The 20841-nt window shown below is 75.6% G+C and carries 21 protein-coding genes; 12 read left to right on the plus strand and 9 right to left on the minus strand.

The window, feature by feature from the left end; all coding sequences use genetic code 11:
* The first annotated feature begins 133 nt into the window (after window positions 1-133).
* Both ACI79A_RS04875 and ACI79A_RS04880 read left to right on the plus strand, forming a co-directional pair.
* Window positions 134-1336 (plus strand): aminotransferase-like domain-containing protein, encoded by a 1203-nt coding sequence (locus ACI79A_RS04875; RefSeq protein ID WP_457080505.1) that lies wholly within the window; start codon window positions 134-136, stop codon window positions 1334-1336.
* 80 nt (window positions 1337-1416) lie between these two features.
* Window positions 1417-2262 (plus strand): alpha/beta fold hydrolase, encoded by an 846-nt coding sequence (locus ACI79A_RS04880; protein WP_457080508.1) that lies wholly within the window; start codon window positions 1417-1419, stop codon window positions 2260-2262.
* A gap of 12 nt (window positions 2263-2274) precedes the next feature.
* Here the strand turns inward: ACI79A_RS04880 and ACI79A_RS04885 are convergent, their stop codons facing one another.
* Both ACI79A_RS04885 and ACI79A_RS04890 read right to left on the minus strand, forming a co-directional pair.
* Entirely contained in the window at window positions 2275-3960 is a 1686-nt protein-coding gene (locus tag ACI79A_RS04885) for a DNA repair helicase XPB (protein WP_457080510.1), read from the minus strand.
* A gap of 190 nt (window positions 3961-4150) precedes the next feature.
* Entirely contained in the window at window positions 4151-5689 is a 1539-nt protein-coding gene (locus ACI79A_RS04890; RefSeq protein WP_457080513.1) for a DUF222 domain-containing protein, read from the minus strand.
* 149 nt (window positions 5690-5838) lie between these two features.
* Here ACI79A_RS04890 and ACI79A_RS04895 point away from each other — a divergent pair, with 149 nt between their 5' ends.
* Window positions 5839-6216, plus strand: coding sequence for a VOC family protein (locus ACI79A_RS04895; protein ID WP_457080515.1), 378 nt, complete (start codon window positions 5839-5841; stop codon window positions 6214-6216).
* 140 nt (window positions 6217-6356) lie between these two features.
* Here the strand turns inward: ACI79A_RS04895 and ACI79A_RS04900 are convergent, their stop codons facing one another.
* The 3 genes from ACI79A_RS04900 to ACI79A_RS04910 form a co-directional block, all read right to left on the minus strand.
* Window positions 6357-6782 (minus strand): PaaI family thioesterase, encoded by a 426-nt coding sequence (locus ACI79A_RS04900; protein ID WP_457080517.1) that lies wholly within the window; start codon window positions 6780-6782, stop codon window positions 6357-6359.
* A gap of 40 nt (window positions 6783-6822) precedes the next feature.
* Entirely contained in the window at window positions 6823-8106 is a 1284-nt protein-coding gene (locus tag ACI79A_RS04905) for a class I SAM-dependent methyltransferase (RefSeq protein ID WP_457080519.1), read from the minus strand.
* A 124-nt stretch (window positions 8107-8230) separates the two neighbouring features.
* The gene (locus ACI79A_RS04910) at window positions 8231-10507 is read right to left on the minus strand and encodes a helicase-associated domain-containing protein (RefSeq protein WP_457080521.1); all 2277 of its coding nucleotides are present in this window, start codon (window positions 10505-10507) and stop codon (window positions 8231-8233) included.
* A 107-nt stretch (window positions 10508-10614) separates the two neighbouring features.
* Here ACI79A_RS04910 and ACI79A_RS04915 point away from each other — a divergent pair, with 107 nt between their 5' ends.
* Window positions 10615-11130 carry a hypothetical protein gene (locus ACI79A_RS04915; protein ID WP_457080523.1) on the plus strand — a complete coding sequence of 172 codons (516 nt, stop codon included), beginning with the start codon at window positions 10615-10617 and terminating at the stop codon, window positions 11128-11130.
* Between the two features lie 115 nt (window positions 11131-11245).
* Window positions 11246-11467 (plus strand): hypothetical protein, encoded by a 222-nt coding sequence (locus ACI79A_RS04920; RefSeq protein ID WP_457080525.1) that lies wholly within the window; start codon window positions 11246-11248, stop codon window positions 11465-11467.
* Between the two features lie 116 nt (window positions 11468-11583).
* Here ACI79A_RS04920 and ACI79A_RS04925 read toward each other — a convergent pair whose 3' ends face one another.
* Complete coding sequence (locus tag ACI79A_RS04925; protein ID WP_457080527.1) at window positions 11584-11904, minus strand: hypothetical protein; 321 nt, start codon at window positions 11902-11904, stop codon at window positions 11584-11586.
* Window positions 11905-12126: 222 nt separating this feature from the next.
* On the opposite strand from ACI79A_RS04925, the gene ACI79A_RS04930 reads away from it, so the two are divergent.
* Window positions 12127-12510, plus strand: coding sequence for a cold-shock protein (locus ACI79A_RS04930; RefSeq protein ID WP_457080529.1), 384 nt, complete (start codon window positions 12127-12129; stop codon window positions 12508-12510).
* A gap of 12 nt (window positions 12511-12522) precedes the next feature.
* Here the strand turns inward: ACI79A_RS04930 and ACI79A_RS04935 are convergent, their stop codons facing one another.
* Together ACI79A_RS04935 and ACI79A_RS04940 are read right to left on the minus strand one after the other, a co-directional pair.
* Window positions 12523-13023 carry a DUF2771 family protein gene (locus ACI79A_RS04935; protein ID WP_457080531.1) on the minus strand — a complete coding sequence of 167 codons (501 nt, stop codon included), beginning with the start codon at window positions 13021-13023 and terminating at the stop codon, window positions 12523-12525.
* On the minus strand, window positions 13020-14285 hold the full coding sequence (locus ACI79A_RS04940) for an MFS transporter (protein ID WP_457080533.1): 1266 nt from the start codon (window positions 14283-14285) through the stop codon (window positions 13020-13022). The genes ACI79A_RS04935 and ACI79A_RS04940 overlap by 4 nt, the downstream gene beginning before the upstream one ends.
* A 516-nt stretch (window positions 14286-14801) precedes the next feature.
* On the opposite strand from ACI79A_RS04940, the gene ACI79A_RS04945 reads away from it, so the two are divergent.
* Window positions 14802-15629, plus strand: coding sequence for a DUF3027 domain-containing protein (locus ACI79A_RS04945; protein ID WP_457080535.1), 828 nt, complete (start codon window positions 14802-14804; stop codon window positions 15627-15629).
* Between the two features lie 40 nt (window positions 15630-15669).
* Here ACI79A_RS04945 and ACI79A_RS04950 read toward each other — a convergent pair whose 3' ends face one another.
* Window positions 15670-15879 (minus strand): DUF2530 domain-containing protein, encoded by a 210-nt coding sequence (locus ACI79A_RS04950; protein WP_457080537.1) that lies wholly within the window; start codon window positions 15877-15879, stop codon window positions 15670-15672.
* Window positions 15880-16043: 164 nt separating this feature from the next.
* Here ACI79A_RS04950 and ACI79A_RS04955 point away from each other — a divergent pair, with 164 nt between their 5' ends.
* The 5 genes from ACI79A_RS04955 (at window position 16044) to thpR (ending at window position 20717) form a co-directional block, all read left to right on the plus strand.
* Window positions 16044-17585, plus strand: coding sequence for an NCS2 family permease (locus ACI79A_RS04955; RefSeq protein ID WP_457080539.1), 1542 nt, complete (start codon window positions 16044-16046; stop codon window positions 17583-17585).
* 116 nt (window positions 17586-17701) lie between these two features.
* On the plus strand, window positions 17702-18136 hold the full coding sequence (locus ACI79A_RS04960; protein ID WP_457080541.1) for a MarR family winged helix-turn-helix transcriptional regulator: 435 nt from the start codon (window positions 17702-17704) through the stop codon (window positions 18134-18136).
* A gap of 38 nt (window positions 18137-18174) precedes the next feature.
* A complete protein-coding gene (locus tag ACI79A_RS04965) occupies window positions 18175-19518 on the plus strand; it encodes an MFS transporter (RefSeq protein ID WP_457080543.1) in 1344 nt (447 codons plus the stop codon).
* Between the two features lie 126 nt (window positions 19519-19644).
* Window positions 19645-20133, plus strand: a complete 489-nt coding sequence (locus ACI79A_RS04970) for a hypothetical protein (protein WP_457080546.1) — start codon at window positions 19645-19647, stop codon at window positions 20131-20133.
* Window positions 20134-20165: 32 nt separating this feature from the next.
* Window positions 20166-20717 (plus strand): RNA 2',3'-cyclic phosphodiesterase, encoded by a 552-nt coding sequence (gene thpR, locus ACI79A_RS04975; RefSeq protein WP_457080554.1) that lies wholly within the window; start codon window positions 20166-20168, stop codon window positions 20715-20717.
* Window positions 20718-20841 lie beyond the last annotated feature (124 nt).

Here is a 20841-nt window from a genome sequence, read left to right on the forward strand (position 1 = left end):
GGGACGGCCCCTCGACCAGGAGGCCCGTTCGGCCCGGTTCCCAGCGGGACACCCCCCGCTGCCCGGCGTCGCCCCCCCTCACCGCGCCTGCTGTGGCGCCGGTGCCCGTGTGTCCCGGCCTCCTGGAGTCCCCGTGTCCCCTGCCGTCCTCTCCCGCACCCTCCCGCCGCTGGCCCAGCGGCTCAGCGGCGTCGCCAGCTCACCGGTCCGCGAGCTGCTGGCGCTGCTCGACCGGCCGCAGGTCATCTCCTTCGCCGGCGGCCTGCCCGCGCCCGAGCTGTTCGACCTGGACGGCGTCCGGGCCGCCTACGACAGCGTGCTCTGGGGTCCGCACGCGCGTCGCGCGCTGCAGTACGCCCCGACCGAGGGGGACCGGCAGCTGCGGGCGCGGGTGGCCGCCCGGATGACCGCCCGCGGGATGCTCAGCTCGGTCGACGACGTGCTGGTCACCTCGGGCTCGCAGCAGGGCCTGACCCTGGTCGCCACCGCACTGCTCGACCCGGGCGCCGTCGTCCTGGTCGAGGACCCGACGTACCTGGCCGCCCTGCAGTGCTTCCAACTGGCCGGCGCCCGGGTCGTGCCGGTGCCCACCGACGAGCACGGCATCGACCCGGTGGCGCTGGCGGAGACGATCCGGCGGGAGCGGCCGACGCTGGTCTACCTGGTGCCGACGTTCGCCAACCCGACCGGCCGCACCATGCCCGAGCACCGCCGCGCCGAGGTCGTGGAGCTGACCGCCCGGCACGGTGTCTGGCTGGTGGAGGACGACCCCTACGGGGAGCTGCGCTACCGGGGTGCCGACGTCCCGCCGCTGGCCGCCCAGCCGGGCGCCGACGAGCACGTCGTCCATCTGGGCAGCTTCTCCAAGATCGCCGCCCCGGGGCTGCGGCTGGGCTGGCTGCGGGCGCCGTCCCGGCTGCTCCCGGCGCTGACCGTCGCCAAGCAGGCGGCCGACCTGCACACCTCGACGATCGACCAGGCCGCCGCGGCGGCCTGGTTCGCCGCGGCCGACGTCGAGACGCACCTGCAGACGCTGCGGCGGGCCTACCGGCAGCGCCGGGACGCGATGGTGGCCGCACTGCCCGCCACGCTGCCGGCGGGCAGCACCTGGACCGAGCCGGACGGCGGCATGTTCGTCTGGGTGCGGCTGCCCTGCGGGGTCGACACGGCGGAGCTGCTGCCGCGGGCGCTGGCGGCCGACGTCGCGTTCGTGCCCGGGGCGTCGTTCTACGCCGGGACGCCGGACCGGTCGACGCTGCGGCTGTCGTTCACCACGCACACCCCCGAGTGGATCGCCGAGGGGATGGCCCGGTTGGGCAGCGTCCTGCGCGGCTGACCGGTGGGGCCGGCCGGTGCGGGCGCCCCGGTCGTCCGGCCCCGCTACGCGAACCGATCGGCGGCTGCGAGGCTGCGGACGTGGAGCTCGACCAGGTCTTCGATTGGCGGGGGCGGCGCGTGCGCTGGACCCGGTTCGGCACCGGCCCCGCGGTGGTCTTCTGCCACGGCACCCCGTGGTCGTCGTGGTTGTGGGCCCCGTACGCGCGGGCGCTGGCCGGGGACTTCACGGTGCACCTGTGGGACATGCCCGGTTACGGCGCCTCGTCCATGGACCCCGAGCACGTCGTCTCCCTCGACGTCCAGGGCGAGTTGCTGGCTGACCTGCTGCACCACTGGGAGCTCTCGCCCGAGACCGGCGGGCGAGGCGCCCGGGGGCCGCACGTCGTCGCCCACGACGTCGGCGGGGCGGTCGCCTTGCGGGCGCACCTGCTGCACGGTGCCCGCTACGCATCCCTGGCCCTGGTCGACGTGGTGGCGCTGGCCCCGTGGGGCTCGCCGTTCTTCCGCCTCGTGCACGACCACGCCGACGTCTTCGCCGCGCTGCCGGCCGCCGTGCACGCCGGAGCGGTGCGTGCCTACATCGCCGGTGCCAGTCACCGCGGGCTGACCGAGGCGCAGCTCGACACTCTCGTGGCACCGTGGACGACGCCCGCGGGGCAAGCGGCGTTCTACCGCCAGATCGCGCAGGCCGACGAGGCGTTCACCGACGTCCTGGAGCCGCTCTACGGTTCGCTGGACCTGCCGGTGCGCGTAGTGTGGGGAACCGAGGACACCTGGATCCCGGCCGACCGGGCGCACCGCCTGGCGGGTGCGATCCCCGGCGCCGAACTCGTCCTGATCCCGGACGCCGGACACCTGGTCCACCTCGACCAGCCGGCGCACCTCGCCACCACGCTGGGCGCCTGGCTGGCCGGTCGACGCTGACCGGGAGCCCGGTCAGTCTGCGGGCTGGTCGACCCAGTCCGGGCCGTTGACCTCACCGGGGCCGGCCAGGTCGGCGGCGTCCACGATCGTGTACGCGTAGCCCTGCTCGGCGAGGAACCGCTGGCGGTGGGCGGCGTACTCGCTGTCGAGGGTGTCGCGGCTGACCACCGTGTAGAAGTGCGCCTGCCGGCCGTCGGCCTTGGGGCGCAGCACCCGGCCGAGGCGCTGGGCCTCCTCCTGCCGCGACCCGAACGTGCCCGACACCTGGACGGCGACCGCGGCCTCGGGCAGGTCGATGGAGAAGTTCGCGACCTTGGAGACGACGAGGGTCTTGATCTCCCCGGTGCGGAACGCCTGGAACAGCCGCTCCCGCTCCTTGTTCGTCGTCGACCCCTGGATGACCGGGGCGTCCAGCGCCGCACCGAGCTCGTCGAGCTGGTCGAGGTAGGCGCCGATGACCAGCTTCTGCTCCTCGGGGTGCCGCTCGAGCACCCGGCGGATCACCGGCAGCTTCGACTGGGCGGTGGCCGCGATCCGGTAGCGCTCCTCGGGCTCGGCGACCGCGTAGGTCATCCGCTCCTCGTCGTCGAGGGAGACCCGCACCTCGATGCACTCGGCCGGCGCGATGTACCCCTGCGCCTCGATGTCCCGCCACGGCGCGTCGTACCGCTTGGGGCCGATGAGGGAGAAGACGTCGTCCTCGCGGCCGTCCTCGCGCACCAGCGTCGCGGTCAGCCCCAGCCGGCGGCGGGACTGCAGGTCGGCGGTGAGCCGGAAGATCGGCGCGGGCAGCAGGTGGACCTCGTCGTAGACGATCAGGCCCCAGTCCTGGGCGTCGAACAGGTCCAGGTGCCGGTACTCGCCCTTCCGGCGGGTGGTGATCACCTGGTAGGTGGCGATGGTGACCGGCCGGATCTCCTTGCGCTCACCGGAGTACTCGCCGATCTCGTCCTCGGTCAGGCTCGTCCGCGCGATCAGCTCGCGCTTCCACTGCCGTCCGGAGACGGTGTTGGTGACCAGGATCAGCGTGGTCGCCTTCGCCTCGGCCATCGCGGCCGCACCGACCAGGGTCTTGCCGGCGCCACAGGGCAGGACGACGACGCCGGAGCCGCCGGCCCAGAAGCCCTCGACCGCCTCCTGCTGGTAGTCGCGCAGGTTCCAGCCGTCCTGGTCGAGCTCGATCGGGTGCGCCTGGCCGTCGACGTAGCCGGCGAGGTCCTCGGCGGGCCAGCCCACCTTCAGCAGGGCCTGCTTGAGCCGGCCGCGCTCGGAGGGGTGGACGACGATCGAGTCGGCGTCGATGCGCTGGCCGAGCATGGGGGCCACCCGCTTGCTGCGGACGACCTCCTCCAGCACCGCCTTGTCGGTGCTGGTGAGCACCAGCCCGTGCACCGGGTTGTTGGCCAGGGTGAGCCGGCCGTAGCGGTCCATCGTGTCGGCGATGTCGACCAGCAGCGCGTGCGGCACGGGGTAGCGGGAGTAGCGGACCAGAGCGTCGACGACCTGCTCGGCGTCGTGGCCGGCGGCGCGGGCGTTCCACAGGGCCAGCGGGGTGACCCGGTAGGTGTGCACGTGCTCGGGGGAGCGCTCCAGCTCGGCGAACGGCGCGATCGCCGCCCGACACTCCTTGGCCAGCGGGTGGTCGACCTCCAGCAGCAGGGTCTTGTCCGACTGGACGATGAGAGGGCCGTCGCTCACGCGGGGGTTCCTTTGCTCGGAGACTGCGGCGCGGCACGCGCGCCGGACTGACCACGGTAACGCCGGTTCGCGACAGGTCCTTCCGGCTCGGGCCTGCGGTACCGGGTCTCACACCGCCCGCGTCGCGACCGAGTCGACGAGGACACATGTCGACTCGGTCGCATGCGGACACGGCGAGACGGGGGTGAGGCTAGAAGGGCGGTGGGTCGTCGGTCGGTCCGGAAGGTGGTGGCTCGGGTCCGCCGGGTCGTTGGGTGGGTTGGGGCTCCCGTGGTCGGAGGCCGGGCGGTCGGGTGGTGCGGGTGACGCCGGACGGTGTGGTCACCCGCAACGTGCCGTCGGGGGTCATGGCGAACCGCCAGCCGGGGGCGAAGGTCTTCAGCCGGTGATGGCTGCGGCACAGGCAGCAGAGGTTGGTGCAGTCGGTGGCGCCGCCGCAGGCGTGGGGGACGACGTGGTCGAGGTCGGCCCAGCCGACGCGTTGGCCGCAGTTGGGGAACCGGCAGCGCCGGTCGCGGGTGGTGACGAACGCGCGCTGCCGTTCGGTGGGCCGGTGGTTCGTGGTCGCCGGTGGCGGGCCGAGCACGGCGCACCCGCAGGGTCCGCTGCCGCTGCCGCTGCCGCTGCCGCTGCCGCGGTCGCCGGCGTCGGGGTGCTGCGGGCAGCCGCGCTTGGCCAGCCGGGCCAGCTCCGCGGGAGTGATGGTGGCCAGCAGTTCGCCGTCGGGGCCGGTGATCGAGTAGGTGAGCGTGCCGCCGTCGGGGGCGGTGAGCCCGAGCGCCCCGATCCGGGCCAGCAGGTCGCGGAGGTGGGCGGCGGTGATCGGTAGCCCGTTCACCTCACCCGGCGCGGTGCTGCCGCCCTCCAACGCCGCCAGCGCGGCGGTCACGGTCAGGTTCGCCGCCACGGTGGGCAGGCCGTGGTCGGCGGGGCGACGGACCAGCGCCGACAGCACGTGGGTGCGCAGCGCCCCGATCGGCCGGTCATCCCCGTCGGACTTGAGCATCCGGGCCAACTGGTCGAGCAGATCGTGGCACTCGGCGGCCTCGTCGGCCGGCAGGTCCGCGGCCAGCACCGCCCGCCCATCAGCAGCGGAGGGATAGACGTACACGTCGGCGGCCTTCTCCGCCTCCGCCCGGCGCTCCTCGGCCGCGGCCGAATCGAACCGCAGCATGAGTTCGGTGGCGCGCTTGCCCAGCCCGGTCACCGACACGTCGGTCGCTTCACCCAGCAGCGCGTCCTCCACCCGGCCGGCGACCTCGGCGCTGGTGTGCTGCAACGCGTCGGCGAGCTGCTGGGCGCGGCGCTCGTCGAGCTCCCCGGCCCGCAGCGCGGCGAACGTGGCCGGCAGCTTCCGGGCCCAGGTCAACGCCCGGGTCAGCCGGATGGCCGCCGTCCCCCGGCCCACGTTCAAGACGGTGGCCAGCTCGGCGGTGAAGAACTCACTCACCTCACCGTCGGCCGGCTGCGCCGTCCACCCCGCCCGCCGCGCACCCGGATGGTCCGGCGGTGGATCAGCCGACCCCGGACGGTCGGCGGCCAGGGCGAGGATGAGCTCGGCTTCGTAGGCGGTGTCCTGCGCGCGGCGCCGCTGCACCCGCTGCAACTCCTCGGCCAACTCCTCATCGCTCAGCCACGCCGCCGGCAGCCGGGAGGGCTCGACAGGGTGCTCGAGCGTCCAGTCGAGGACCAGCCCCTCGACCACGCTCGAACCACGCCTCCGCGACACGAACCGAACATACGTTCGAGGTACGACACTTTCGCGGCAGCGGCCGTGACCGTGCGGAACTGAACGCCGGTGGCCCCAGGGCAGGAGATCTCGGGCCACTGGCGTTCGACGGGTGCCCGAGCGACCCGCGGCGGCGCTACGGTCCCGGCATGCTCGACCACCTGGGGGTCCAGGTCGCCGACGTCGAGGCGGCCGTGGCGTTCTACCTGCGGGCGTTCGCGCCCATCGGCCTGCGGGAAGCGGTGCGCTTCCCCGCCGGCGAGCAGTCGGTCGTCGGCCTGTGCGGCACCGACGGCGTGCCCGACTTCTGGTTGAGCCCCGCCGACGGCGGTGAGACCCGGGAGCTGCACGTGGGCTTCCGCGCGCCCGACCGGGCCGCCGTCGACGCGGTGCACGACGCCGCCCGGTCGGCGGGTGCCGAAGTGCTGCACGCGCCGCGTGAGTGGCCCGAGTACCACCCCGGCTACTACGCCGTCTTCCTGCGCGACCCCGACGGGCACAACATCGAGGCCGTCCACCACGGCTGAGGGGTCAGGGCCGTCCACTACGGCTGAGGGGGCAGAGCCGTCCACCACGGCTGAGGGGTCAGGGCCGTCCACCACGGCTGAGGGGTCAGGGCCGTCCACCACGGCTGAGGGGGCAGAGCCGTCCACCACGGCGGACCGGGTCAGGCGCGCGGACGCCAGCGCTTCCAGTGCGCGACCCCGGTCGCCCGCGGTTTGCCGTCCCACAGCAGCGCGACGTCGACGGTCATCGCCGCCTCGTCGGCCTCGGTGACCACCGCGGTGAGCGCCACCGGCTCGGTCAGCGGGGCGGGCCGCAGGTACCTGACGTCCAGCCCCGCCGTCACGTACGGCAGCGCAGCGCCGGGCAGCGCACCCCAGCCGCGATGGTCGGCCTCGTGCAGCACCGCCGCCGCGCTGGAGCAGTCCAGCAGCGTGGCGATGATGCCGCCGTTGAGGAACCCCAGCCCGTTGTCGTGCTCCGCCCATGGCAGGAACTCGGCGACCACGCCGTCCTCGGTGGGGAAGCTGGCCAGCTGCAGGCCGCGCGGGTTGGCCGGCCCGCACCCGAAGCACGTCAGCTCGGGCACGAGCCGCTGCTGGATGCTCACGCGGGACACGCGCACGGCCTCACAGCCAGTCGGTGCGGCGCAGCGGGGGCTGGTCGCCGCCGGTCTTCTGCAGCAGGACCTGGTTGACGCCCATGTCGCCCTTCTCGAAGGCGAGCGCGCTGGCGGCCATGTAGAGCCGCCACACCCGGGCCCGGCCCTCGCTGGTGGCGGCCACGGCGGCGTCCCAGTGCTGCTCGAGGTTGGCCACCCAGGCGCGCAGGGTGAGCGCGTAGTGCTGCCGCAGCGGCTCCACGTCGATCACCTCCAGGTCCCGGGACTCCAGCAGGCCGACCATCTCGCCCAGCCCCAGCAGCTCGCCGTCCGGGAACACGTACCGGGCGATGAAGCTGTCCGGGTTCCACGTCGCCGTCCCGGCGTTCCAGGAGATCGCGTGGTTGAGCAGCCGCCCGCCGGGCCGCAGCAGGCCGCGCAGCTGCGCCACGTACGCCGGCATCTGGTCCCGGCCGACGTGCTCGGCCATGCCGATCGAGCTGATCGCGTCGAACGGCCCATCGGTCACCGTGCGGTAGTCCTGCACCCGGATGTCGATGCGGTCGGTGAGCCCGGCGTCCGCGGCCCGCTTGCGGGCCAGTCGCGCCTGCTCCTCCGACAGCGTGATGCCGACGACGTCCACGCCGTAGCGGCCGGCGGCGTGGATGGCCATCGACCCCCAGCCGCAGCCGACGTCGAGCAGGCGCATGCCCGGACGCAGCCCGAGCTTGCGGCAGATCAGGTCCAGCTTCGCCTCCTGTGCGGCTTCCAGGCCCACGTCGGGGGACTCCCAGACCGCGCAGGAGTAGACCATCGACGGGCCGAGCACCAGCTCGTAGAAGTCGTTGCCGACGTCGTAGTGGTGGCTGATCGCCGCGGCGTCCCGGGCCCGGGAGTGGCGCCGGCCGGCCCGGCCGAGGTCGGCCTCCTCGGCGGGGGGCGCAGGCTCCGGGCCGATCGCGCCGAGCCGCAGCGCGGTGCCGAGCAGAGCCAGCCGCTCGCGCACGGTCGGGGCGGCCATCGGACCGGTCTCGGCCAGCCGGCCGACGGAGCTCAGTGCGGCGAAGGTCGCGAAGACGTCGCCCTCGACGTCGATCTCCCCGGCGACGTAGGCCCGGCCCAGCCCGAGCTGGCCCGGGGACCACGCCAGCCGGCGCAGTGCCCGCCGGGACCGGACGGCGATCATCGGTGCGTCCGGCGGGCCGGCCAGCGAGCCGTCCCAGCCGCGCAGCTGCAGCGGCAGCTCCGCCGTCCCCAGCACCGCGCCCAGCGCTGCTGCCATCCGATCGGCGACCGTCCTGCGTCCCGTCATCCCCACGCTCCTCGCTCTGGGCGCAGCCGGGCGACCCGTACGGGCAGGCCGGTTGCACTGACCAACTGTCCCGCGCAACGCCGGGCGGGGCGTTGATCATCCCTCCGGAGGTCAGGAAGGGGAATCAGGTGCGTCGCCGGTGGTCGCCGGCGGCGTCCTCCGGCGCGGCCAGCGCGACCGAGGTGATCCGGTGGACGGCGAACGTGCGGGTCTCCCCGCGGCCCTCGTCGAAGCCCTGCAGGAAGCCCCCGGCCAACGACACGGGCTGGACCATCCGCTGGCTGCCCGATCCCTGCGCGTCGACGTAGCCCAGCCACACCGGCGCCTTCTCACGCACCGCCTGGGACAGCAGCTCCAGGGTGCTCGCAGTCGTCACCCCCGGCACCTGGCGCACCGGCTCGGTGCGGCGGGCGGCGAGCGCCGCGTCCCCGGCCCGGATCTCGCGCACCGTCCCCGCGACGTCGTCCGCGGACAGCGGGCGCGGCGCGACCGGAGCGGACCCACCGGGGCGCCGGCCGGCCGCGCGCGGCGGCTGGGGAGGCCGGGTCAGCACCGCGCCCCCCGCGTTCTCCCCGGCCGGGGCGTATCCCGCCGCGCGCAGCACGGTGAGCACCTCCTCCGGCGGCAGCCCGCTGACCAGCACCCCGGGCGCGAGGCGGCGCAGCTCAGCGTTCGCCGTCCGCCGGTCGCTGAGCACCTGGGACACCAGGCCGTGGTCGTCGGAGCGGACGTAGCACTCGATGGCGCCGACCCGCAGCCGGCCGTGCTGCCGGGCGACGTCGTCGACGAGGAAGTCCAGCGCCTGCGGCACGGGGGTGCGTGAGACGCGGGTGAACAGGTCGTGCAGGTCGGTGGCCGACCAGCCGGCGTCCAGCGCGCGGCGGATGCTGCCGTCGCTGACCCGGTAGACCGTCGCCCCGCCGGAGGACTCCACGTCGGCGACGACGGCGAGGGTCGCGGCCAGCTCGGCGACCAGCGGGCCGGGGGCGATGAGCGAGAGGTCCGGCTGGGCGAGCACGTGGTCCAGCGGCTCGGGCAGCAGCCCGCGCATCCCGTCCGCGGCGGCGTCCGCCCCGCGGGTGAGCAGGCCGCGCCCACCCGTGCTGAGCACCCCGCGGACGGCGATGCCCAGCCGCTCGGCCTCGGCCAGCAGCGCCGGCACCGGGGCCAGCCGGTCGGCCCGCCGCGGGGTGCGCCAGCGCAGCAGCGCGACCAGCTCGTCGGCGACCAGACCGCGCCCGGGCGGGAACTCGGCCAGCACGGCCAGCGCCGAGCGGCGCAGCACCGGCGCGGTCTGCCGCACGGCGTCGGGGGAGAGCACGTTGACCGCCTTGCCGGCCACGTCGCGCTGGCCGACCAGGGAGAACAGCCGGGTGCTGGCCAGCCAGCCCTCGGCCAGCGCGGCCCAGCGGTCGGGGAGGTCCTGCTCGCGCCAGGCGTCGTAGAGCCGGGTGGGCAGCCACTCGTCGCGCTGCGCCCCGCCGACGTCGAGCAGGCCGGCGACGTGTGCGAGCTCGGTCAGGAAGGCGACGTCGGCCTCGCCGATCCGCAGCTCCTTGGCCAGCCGCTTCTGGTCCCGGACGCCCAGCCCGCCGCTGCGCAGCAGCCCGGCAGGCTCCTCCTCCAGGGCGGTGAGCAGGTCGGCGACCCGGCCCAGCACCTCGAGCGCCGCACCGGCCGCCTGCTGGTCCACCCGCGCCGGGTCCAGCGAGCTGACCTGCGGTTCCGGGCGCAGCCGGGGCGGGCCGAGCGGGCGGTCGCCGCGCAGCAGCAGGCCGATCTCCCGGGGGAGCTCCACGTTCACCGCATCGATGCGCGCGAGCAGGCCCTGCTGCAGCAGCCGGCGTGCGGGGGAGGGCGGCCCACCGGCCGGGGTGTCGGGCAGATGGCCGACCGGCCGGTCGCCGGCCAGCCGCTCGAGCACCGCGCGCTCGTCGTCGTCCAGCTCGGCGAGGACCGCCGGCAGGTCACGGGGCAACGGCACCCGCAGGTCGGCCGCCCGCCGGCCCAGCCCCGCCGGGTAGCGCACCGCGCGGCGCACCGGCTCGGGGGCGTGCAGCTCCTCGTCGCCCCACAGCAGCGCCCGGGTGGTCAGCGTCCCGACCGCGGCGTCGACCACCTCGGCGGGGACGTCGGGCAGCAGCCCGGGCAGCTCGGTGCGCGGGACGCCGTCGGTGGGGGACAGCAGCACCGCGTCGAGCACCTGCAGCGTCGCGGCGTCCAGCTCGTCGAGCGCCCGGTCGACCGAGACCGGCACCGCCAGCCGGGTCGCCAGGCCGACGACGTCGGACGGCGCGGGGCGCGCCACGTCGGGCCGGGCGGCCAGCAGGGCGCCCAGCTGCTCGTCGGTGCGGGTGCGCAGCCAGGCGGCGAGCGTGGCGGGCGGCTGGTCCGGAGACATCCGGTCCACGCTACGTCCTGGGCCGGCGCCCCTGCTCTGCCGCCGCCGCCCGGCCACCGCGGCTCTGCCGCCGCTGCCCTGCGCGGCCGCTCTGCCACCATGCCCGGGTGGCCGCCCTGGACGATCCGCAGACCCGTGCGGCGCTCGCCGCCCACCGCGCCGGGGCGCTGCGCTGGCTCGCCGGGGGCGCGCTCGCCGTCGTCCTGGGCTGCGTGGCCGGAGCGGCGGTCGTCCGGATCGCCCGGGACGGCGGGGAACGGCCGCCGCTCGCCGGGCTGGTCGTCGTCACCCTGGTGGCCGGGGGGATCGTCGGTGTCGTCGTCGGGGTGGGCGCACTCGTGCGCACCCGGCGGTGGAGCCGGGCGCTGGCCGGCACCGGCTGGCAGACCGGGGTGCTGCGGGTCGCCGGCCCGGCGACCCTGCACGTCGAGCCGGTCGGCTACGACGACCTGACCGACGAGCCGTTGCGCCTGCGGCTGCTGTCCACCGCGGTCTGGCGCACCCGCGCCGTGCAGCGGCTGGACGGCGCCGAGGTGGCCGCGGCCCGCGTGTCCCCGCGGGAGTGGGTGCTCACCGCCGACGGCGCGGGCACGGTCTACGGCGCGCGCGTCACCGAGCGCTGACCCACCCGCTGGTGCGACACCACGGAGTGCGGTGCGTGTCACCGGCGGTCGGCACGGGAAGATGAGCGGGAACCGCGCCGGCGTCCGGACCGGCTGCACCGCACACGGAGGCGACATGGCCAAGCGCAACGACAAGCACGCCCACCTGGTCGAGCCCACCTGGGGTCAGCGCACCGAGGGGGAGGCGCCGGTGACCGAGCTGGTGAGCGAGATGGCCGGTGGCCTGTCCCCGTTCGGCGAGGACCACTCGTTCCCGCTGCCCCCGGAGCGGCTGCGCTACGCCCACCCGCAGGACCGGCCGAACCGGGCCGGCGTGCAGCTCCCCGAGAACCGCTGAGGTCCGCCGCGCTGCCGTCCCCGCAGCAGCGGCACCTCGCGGTGCCGCTGCTGAGCGACACGATCGGGGCGACCTCGATCGGACGGCAGTGCGGGAGGGCGACCCCGATCGGCGCCTCAGACCCGGTCCGGCGCCCGTGGGACCAGTCCGGTCAGCGCCCGGCTCACCAGGCCCCCGGCGATCGACCACAGCGCTGCCGCGAACAGCGTGTTCACCGTCTCGGCGAGCCGCGGGTCGTCCGGGGTGAACAGGCCCACGGTGAGGCCGCCGAGGGAGTGCCGGAGGTCGCTGGCGAACTCGACCAGCGGGTTGGCCGGGTCGGCCGCGAAGAAGACGAAGAGCGCGTGCAGCGCGATCAGCCCCGCCACCACCGACGCGCCCAGCCGGACCGTGGTGGCGAGCACGCTGAGCAGCGCACCGACGGCCGATCGGATCATCTCCGGCATGGTGCCTCCTGCCGGACGCCGGTGCGCGGGCGACGCCGGTCCCCGACCCGGCCGACGACGGGAACGGTGCCTGGTGGTCGCCCCTGGGACACCGGAGAGGCGGCGCCCTCCGGGCCGCGCCGCGACTAATCTGGATGTCGCGTCGCCGACATCCGGCGGCGCGGTCATGCGGCTCGACGAGCCGACCGGACGACGACTGACCGAGGGATCGACGTGCCCAGCGGCAAGGTGAAGTGGTTCAACGCGGAGAAGGGATTCGGCTTCCTCGCCCACGACGGCGGGCCGGACGTGTTCGTGCACAAGGACGCGCTGCCCGCCGGCACCACCGAGCTGAAGCCCGGCCAGCGCGTCGAGTTCGGCATCGTCCAGGGACGCCGCGGCGACCAGGCCCTGCAGGTGCAGGTGCTCGACCCGCTGCCCTCCGCCGTCGCCGGGCACCGCAAGGACCCCGAGACCCTGGTGCCGATCATCGAGGACCTGATCAAGCTGCTCGACGGCACCTCCTCCGCCCTGCGGCGCGGCCGGTACCCGGACAAGCAGGTGGCCCGCAAGGTCGCCACCGTGCTGCGCGCCGTCGCCGACGACCTCGACGCCTGAGGAGCGACCCCGTCAGCCGGCGGGTGGTGCCTCGGTGGCCGGCGCGGTGCTCTCGCCGGCGCGGATGAACCCCACCGGCCAGGCGCCGGACAGCCCCTCGCACGCGTCGGGGTCGCGGCGCTGCACCACCACCAGGTAGTACGTCGGCGGGACGACGTCGGAGGTGTTGATCCCGTCGAAGACGGCGCGGCCGGCGTCGACGTCCACCTCGCCGAGCTGCTCCTCCAGCCGCTCGTCGAAGACCTGGACGCTCCAGCCCGCGTCGGCGACGGCCTCGGGCACCTCCAGCGAGACGGTGGTGTCCGGGGAGACCTCCAGGATCGGCGGGGTGACCTGGTAGCGCTCGCCCTCGCCGTCCCGGCAGTACTGGGTGGGGTCCAGCGTCACCTGCTGCGGCCCCACCTCGACGGTCACCGTCGGCACCGGGTCGCCGGTGGAGCGGTCGCCGCAGCCGGCGAGCACCGTCAGCCCACCCAGCAGTGCCACCGCGGTCGCGCCGCGCGCCGTGCTCACGTCCACGCCTCCTCGTCGGCGGCCCGGCCGCCGGTTGCGTCGCTGCGGGTGCGCAGGCTCCACAGGGTCAGCCCCACGGCCAGCACCAGCAGCGCCGAGGCCACGGTGAAGCCCAGCCACCCGGAGGTGGGCAGCAGGATGCCCAGCGCGCCGCCGAGCACCCAGGCCAGCTGCAGCCAGGTCTCCGAGCGGGCGAACGCCGAGGCGCGCAGCGCGTCGGGCACCTCCCGCTGGATGATCGCGTCCAGCGCCACCTTGCCCAGCGCGTTGGTCACCGCGGCCACCCCGGCGACCAGCACGGCCATCGGCAGGCTGAACAGCGCGGCGGCCAGCCCGGTGATCGCCGCGGCGATGCCGGCGGCCACCAGCACCACCCGGTCCGGGCTGGCGGTGCGCAGCCGGGAGCCCACCGCGGTGCCGAGGAAGCTGCCGGCGCCCGCGGCGGCGGCGATCGCGCCGAGCGCTGCGGTCGCCTGCCAGCCGCCGTCGACGGTGGCCTGCACCAGGAACGCGGAGAAGATCGTCAGGAACCCCGCCAGCCCGCGCAGCGCGGCGGTGGCGCGCAGCGCGGTGACCACGTGCGGGACCACCGGCCGGCGGCCGCGACCGGGCAGCCGGATCGGGGCCGTCCGCAGCACGTCGGCCGGCTGCTCGCCGACGGCGACGTCCACGTGCGGCGGCAGCCGCACCGCCAGCACCGCGGCGACGACGAAGACGGCGGCGGTCGCGCCCAGCTCCCAGGTGAAGCCGAGCAGGGACGCGATGCCCGCGCCGAGGGCGCCCAGCACACCGCCCGTGGCCAGCCCGAACACCGACAGCCGGGCGTTGGCGGAGGTGAGCGACAGGGCCTCCGGCAGCACCCGCGGGACGACGGCCGCGCGCAGCACGTTGAACGACTTGCTCAGCACCAGCACGCCGAGGGCCGCCGGGTAGAGCGCCAGGTCGTCGTGGTGGGCGGCCATCAGCACCGCCAACGCCGCCCGGCCGCCCAGGCTCGCGGCCAGCGCCCAGCGGCGACCGTGCTGCAGCCGGTCCAGTGCGGGGCCGATCACCGGGGCGACCAGCGCGAACGGCGCCATCGTCACCAGCAGGTACAGGGCCACGTTCCACCGCTGGGCGTCGGTCGTGGCCGCGGAGAAGAACAGGGTGCCGGCGAGCGAGACCATGATCATCGCGTCCCCGGCCACGTGCAGGGCGTTGACCCACACCAGGTGCGACAGGCCGGTCTGCCCGGCGCCGTCGGCGCGGCCGGCGGCGCGCACGCGCCGGACCGTCGCCGCGGTCAGCTCCCGGCTCCGCGCGGCCGCGACCCGGGTGACGGTGAGCTTCGCGGGCCGCGCGCCGGGACCGGGGGGCGCGGCGGTCGCGCCCGCCGGCCCGCTCTGCGGCGACGTGCCCGGGGGAGACGGCGCTGCACTCGGCGGACCCGGCGGTGCAGGTGGGGGAGCCGGCGGCGCGGCCACGGGCGGCGGGGGCACCGGCTGGGTCTGCTGCCACGAGGGGGCCGGCGTCGGGCGGACGGCGGTCGGGGTGTCGTCCCCCGGGGGCCGGGCGGTGGCCACCGGCATCGGCTTGGTCTGCTGCCGGCGGATACCCATCGGGGAGGTCTCCACCCCGCGCTCGGGCTCGCCGCGCGAGCGACGCCGGCTCCGCCACGAGCGGGGTCCGGAGGCGGCGGGCACGGCTCCATCGTGCCGCAGCCACCTGTGCGACCGGCGTGGACGGCGCCGGGAGGTGCGGTGGGGTGCGCCGGGGCGGTCATCCGCGACAATGGTCGCGTGTCCGACTCCGCGTACGCCGCTGCCCATGGTCCCCGGCCGGACGAGGTGCTGGCCGCTGCGGTCGAGCTGGCCCGGGCCGCCGCCGTCGAGGTCGCGGGTGACCCCACCGTGGTCGGCGACCACCTCGGCGTGCTCGCCGAACCGCTCCTCGCCGAGCCCGCCGGGGAGGAGCCACCGGCGGAGGTGCTCGGCGCCGTGCTGACCCACAGCTTCGCCGCGACGCTGCCCGGTTACGTCGGCTGGCACTGGGCGGTCACCGTCGCCTGCGTCCCCGGCGACGACGAGGTGACCGTCGACGAGGTGGTCCTGCTGCCCGGGGACTCGGCGCTGCTCGCCCCGGCCTGGGTGCCCTGGCACGAGCGCCTGCGGCCCGGCGACATGTCGGTGGGCGACGTGCTGCCCGCCACGGAGGACGACGACCGGCTGGTGCCGTCCTACCTGGCCGACGACGACGCCGCCGACGACCCGGCCGGCCGCGTGGTCGCCGAGGAGCTGGGGATGGGCCGCGAGCGCGTCCTCTCCCCGCACGGGCGGGGCAAGGCCGCCGAGCGCTGGCGGGAGGGCGACTTCGGCCCCCGCTCGGCGATGGCCCGGCACGCACCGGGGCCCTGCGGCACCTGTGGCTTCTGGATCCCGCTGGCCGGGTCGATGCGGCTGTCGTTCGGCGCGTGCAGCAACGCCTACGCGCCGGCCGACGGGCGGGTCGTGACCGTCGACTACGGCTGCGGCGCGCACAGCCAGGCCACCCTGGACCGCACGAGCGGCGACCCGGTGGAGGTCAGCACCACCGCCCGCTACGACACCGCCGACTTCGACGTCATCTAGCGGCCCGCCTGGCTCGGTCGGTAGGGCGACGACGTAGCCGTCAGCGCTGGCCCTGCCAGCGCATGAGGCCGAGGCCGAGACCGGCGAGCGCGATGGCGGCGACGCAGGTCCAGGTCCACACCCGGTCGACCCGGTCGCCGAGCAGGAGCAGCACGACCAGCGCCACCGCCCACAGCGCGGTCCCGATCAGGACGACCCGGGCGGTGTCGACCTGCAGCGGCGGCGGGGACGGGCGGGTGGGTGCGGGCACGCCCCGAGCGTAGGGGCCGAGGTGCTGGTCACGGCGCCGCCCTGCGCATCGGCGGCCGTGCGTGTGGCACGCTGTCGCCGCTCGTTGCCAGCTGCACCGGGCGGTCCGCCAGGTGCGCCGTCGCCCTGCCGCGCCGCGCCGGCCCGCGTCCCCGGGGGTCTCCCATGCCCGATCGGTCCCGTTCCGCCCGCACGCCCGCCTCCGGCCCGCAAGCGGCCGACGCGGCCGACGGCAAGGCGGTGCTCGGCCCGGAGGGCGCCCCGCCCCGGCGCAGCCCCGGCCCGCGGGTCAAGCCGCGCAACGGCCTGGACCGCTACTTCGAGATCAGCGCCCGGCGCTCCACGGTGGGCCGGGAGGTCCGCGGTGGGCTGACCACGTTCTTCACGATGGCCTACATCGTGGTGCTGAACCCGATCATCCTGTCCGGTGCGGACATCAACGGGAACACGCTGCCGTTCACCGCGGTCGCCGCCACGACCGCTGTCGTGGCCGGCGTGCTGACCATCGCGATGGGCGTGGTCGGCCGGTACCCGCTGGCGCTGGCGGCCGGACTGGGCATCAACGCGATCGTGGCGGTCTACGCCGCCACCCAGCTGGCCTGGCCGGAGATCATGGGGCTGGTCGTGCTGGGCGGGCTGCTGATCGCGGTGCTGGTGCTCACCGGCTTCCGGCGCGCGGTGTTCAACGCGATCCCCACGCAGCTGAAGATCTCCATCGCCGTGGGCATCGGCTTCTTCCTCACCATCGTCGGCCTCGCCGACGCCGGGGTGATCCGGCCGGGCACCGGTGGGCTGATCAGCTTCGGCGTGGGTGGGCAGCTGGCCGGCTGGCCGATGTTCACCTTCGTCGTCGGCCTGCTGGTCACCAGCGTGCTGGTGGTGCGCCGCACCCGCGGCGCCCTGCTGATCGGCATCGTCGTCACCACCGTCCTCGCCGTGGTGGTCGAGGCGATCGCGGACGTCGGGCCGCGCACCGGCGCCGACGGCGCGAGCAACCCGCGGGGCTGGGCCCTGCAGGTGCCCACCTGGCCCGACACCTGGTTCGACCTGCCCGACCTGTCGCTGGTCGGCCAGTTCTCGCTCTTCGGCGGCTTCTCCCGGATCGGGCTCGTCGCCGCCCTGCTCATCGTCTTCTCGATCATGATCGCCGACTTCTTCGACACCGTCGGCACCATCACCGCGGTCGGGGCCGAGGGCGATCTGCTCGACGAGGACCGGAACCTGCCGCGATCCCAGCCGGTGCTGCTGGTCGACTCGCTGGCCTCGGCGGCCGGCGGGGCCTCGAGCGTGTCGAGCAACACGACCTACATCGAGAGCGCGGCGGGAGTCGGCGACGGCGCCCGCACCGGGCTGGCGAGCGTGGTCACCGGCCTGGTGTTCCTGGTCGCGGCGTTCTTCACCCCGCTGGTGCAGGTCGTGCCCTCGGAGGCCGCCGCCCCGGTGCTGGTCATCGTCGGCGCGATGCTGATCAGCCAGATCCGCGAGCTCAGCTGGGACGACATGTCGCTGGTCATCCCCGCGTTCCTGACGATCGCGCTGATGCCGTTCACCTACTCGATCACCATCGGCATCGGGGCCGGCGTGGTCAGCTACGTGCTGTTGCGGGTGGCCACCGGCCGGCGCCGCGACGTGCACCCGCTGATGTGGGTGATCGCGGCGGTGTTCGTCGTCTACTTCGCGCTCGAGCCGATCCAGCAGCTGCTGTGAGGGAGGGCCCCCGTCCTCCCCACCCTTCGCGAGCTCAGGGCGGGCCCCTGGACGGGGGCCGTTCCAGCACGTCCCCGATCGTTAGGCACGCTTCTCACCTCGGTTAGGCTGGCGACGTGGCTCGGACGACGCTGGACACCGCAGCGCTCGCCCACGACCTGCGGCTGGCCGTGATGCGGTTCTCCCGCCGGCTGCGCAACCAGCGGGTCGACACCTCGGTCACCCTCACCCACCTGGCCGCGCTGTCGACGCTGAAGCGGCACGGCGCGATGAGCCCGGGCGAGCTGGCGGCGCACGAGCGGGTGCAGCCGCCGTCGATGACCCGGGTGGTCGTCGCCCTGGAGGGCAAGGGCCTGGTCACCCGCACCCCGCACCCCACCGACGGGCGGCAGGTGGTCATCGACCTCACGCCGTCCGCCGAGGAACTGCTCGCCGACGAGGTGCGGGCCCGCGAGGCGTGGCTGACCGGGGAGCTCCAGCAGCTCACCGCGGAGGAGCGCGCCACGCTGCGCGAGGCCGCGACGATCATGGACAAGCTCGCCAGTGGGTGACCCCCACGCCTGAGGCAGCCGCTCCGGGACGGGCGGGGATGTTCGCGGCCCTGCGGGTGCGCAACTTCCGGCTGTACGCCTCGGCGAACCTGGTCAGCCTCACCGGCACCTGGATGCAGCGGATCGGTCAGGACTGGCTGGTCCTGCAGCTGTCCGGGGGCAGTGGCGTCGCCCTCGGCGTCACCACCGCGCTGCAGTTCGCCCCCACCCTGCTGTTCAGCTTCTACGGCGGGGTGCTCGCCGACCGCTACGACAAGCGCCGGGTCCTGACCGTCACGCAGGCGGTCATGGGGGCGCTGGCTCTCGGGCTCGGCCTGCTGGTGGTCACCGACGCGATCGTGCTCTGGCACGTCTACCTCCTCGCCGCCGCGCTCGGCGTCGCGTCCTCGCTGGACATGCCGGTGCGCCAGTCGTTCGTCTCGGAGATGGTCGGCCCCGACCGGCTGGCCAACGCGGTCAGCCTCAACTCCACCGTCTTCAACGGGGCACGGCTGGTCGGACCGGCGGTGGCCGGCTCGCTGATCGGCGTCTCCGGCGGGGACACCGGACCGGCGTTCCTGGTCAACGCCGCGAGCTTCGGGGTGACCATCACCGCGCTGCTGGCCATGCGGGGCAGCGAGCTGCACCGCAGCCGGCCGGCGGCCCGGTCCCGCGGGCAGCTGCGCGAGGCGCTGGGTTACACCCGACGCCATCCCGACCTGGTGCTGGCCATGGCGCTGGCCTTCGTGGCCGGCAGCTTCGGCTTCAACACCCAGATCACCATCGCGCTGATGGCCCGCGAGGAGTACGGGCTCGGGGCGGCCGCCTTCGGGTTCCTCTCCACCTGCTACGCCGTCGGCTCGCTGTCCGGGGCGCTGCTGTCCACCCGGCGGAGCACCCGGCCGCTGCAGCGGTTCCTGGTCGTCTCCTCCGGGGCCTTCGGCGTGTTCCTCGTCGTGGCCGGGCTGATGCCGAACGAGACCGCCTTCGCCGTGCTGCTGGTGCCGACGGGCGCCTCCGCGCTGGTGTTCAGCGTGGCCTGCAACAGCTTCGTGCAGCTCGGCGTGGCTCCGGAGATGCGGGGCCGGGTGCTGGCGCTGTACTTCACCTGCTTCATGGGCGGCACCCCGGTGGGCGCGCCGGTGATCGGCTGGGTGTCCGAGCACCTGGGCGCCCGCTGGGGGTTCATCGCCGGCGGGCTGGCCTGTGCGACGGCCGCCGTCGTCGCCGGTGCGCTGCTCGCCCGCGGACGGCGGGTGCGGCTGGAGCTGCACGTCCGCCCGCCGCGCGCGCAGCTGCACGTCGCCGCCCGGCCACCGTTGCCCGCCCCGGCCGCCGCGCTGGCCGAGGCCGCCGACGGGGAGGTGCCCGGTGAGCAGGTGGCGCGGGATCCGGGCCGCTGAGGACCGCATGGTCGATCAGCTCACCGGCTGCGCTGACGTCGTCACGTTGTGGTCTTGGCGACACCGTCGTACCGTTTCGTCGTGCCGTCGGGAGGGTCGGGCTCTGCAGAGGTCGGGACGTCGCTGATGCGTCTCGGCGTGCTCACCGTGCTCCTCGCCGTCGCCGTGCTGGTGATCCTGCTCCTCGTCCGCTGGGCGACGGGGGAGCTGCAGCACCGCCGCGCGGCCCGCCGCCGGAGCCGGGCCCGCGAGCTCGCCCGCCGGCAGGCCCCGCCCCGGCCGCCCGCGCGGCGCCCCGCCACCCACCCGGCCGGCTCCTCGGCCCGCCGGCGGGCCGGCCCCGCCACCGATCCGGGCATGCCCGCCCGCCGGCCGCTGGAGGCCGTCGCGGCCGACGTCCGGCGGCTGACCCGCGAGCTGGCGATGGTGCCCGGGGGGATGCCGATGGCCCGCCGCCGCGGGCTGCTGGCCGCCTACGACGACGTGCTCGTCGAGGCCGCGGGGTTGCTGCAGGTCGACCACCGGCTGGCCGAGGTGCCCCCCGAGTACCGCGAGCTGGAGCGGATCCGGCTCATCGGGGCACTGGAGGCCGCCGGGCTGGTGGTGGACCGCTGACCAGCCCGGCCACCGCGGGCTCGGCGGGCCGGCTGTTCCTCGCCGTCGACCCACCACCGGAGGCCGTCGCCGAGCTGGACGCCGCCCTGCGGCCGGTGCGTGAGGCGCCGGGTGCGCCGCGCTGGACGCCGCCGGAGCGGTGGCACCTCACCCTGCTGTTCCTCGGGCAGGTGCCCGCCGGAGAGCTCCCGCTCCTGCTCGACGGGGTCGGGCCGGCCGTCGCTGCGGCCCCACCGATGTCGCTCGCACTCGCCGAGGGCGGCCGGTTCGGGTCCCGGCGCCGTCCCACCGTCTGCTGGGTCGGGGTCACCGGCGACGTCACCCCGCTGACCGCGCTGGCCGACCGGCTGGCCGACGCCGCCCGCGGCACCGGCCTGGCCGTGGAGGACCGGCCGTTCCGGCCGCACCTGACCGTGGGCCGCTGGCGTCCCGGGCAGCCCGCCGACGGCGACCTGCCCGAGCGGCTGCGCGGGCACCGGGGCCCGGTCTGGCCGGTCACCGAGGTGGTGCTGTGGCGCAGCCACCTCGGCCCGTCGCCACGCTACGAGCGCGTGACCGCCTGGCCGGTCGCCGGGATCAGGTGACCTGATCGTGGGGGGGGGGGGGGGGGGGGGGGGGGGGGGGGGGGGGGGGGGGGGGGGGGGGGGGGGGGGGGGGGGGCGGGGGGCGCGGGGGGGGGGGGGCCGGGGGGGCGGGGGGGGCGCTCGC

The organism is Modestobacter sp. SYSU DS0657, from assembly GCF_054050925.1.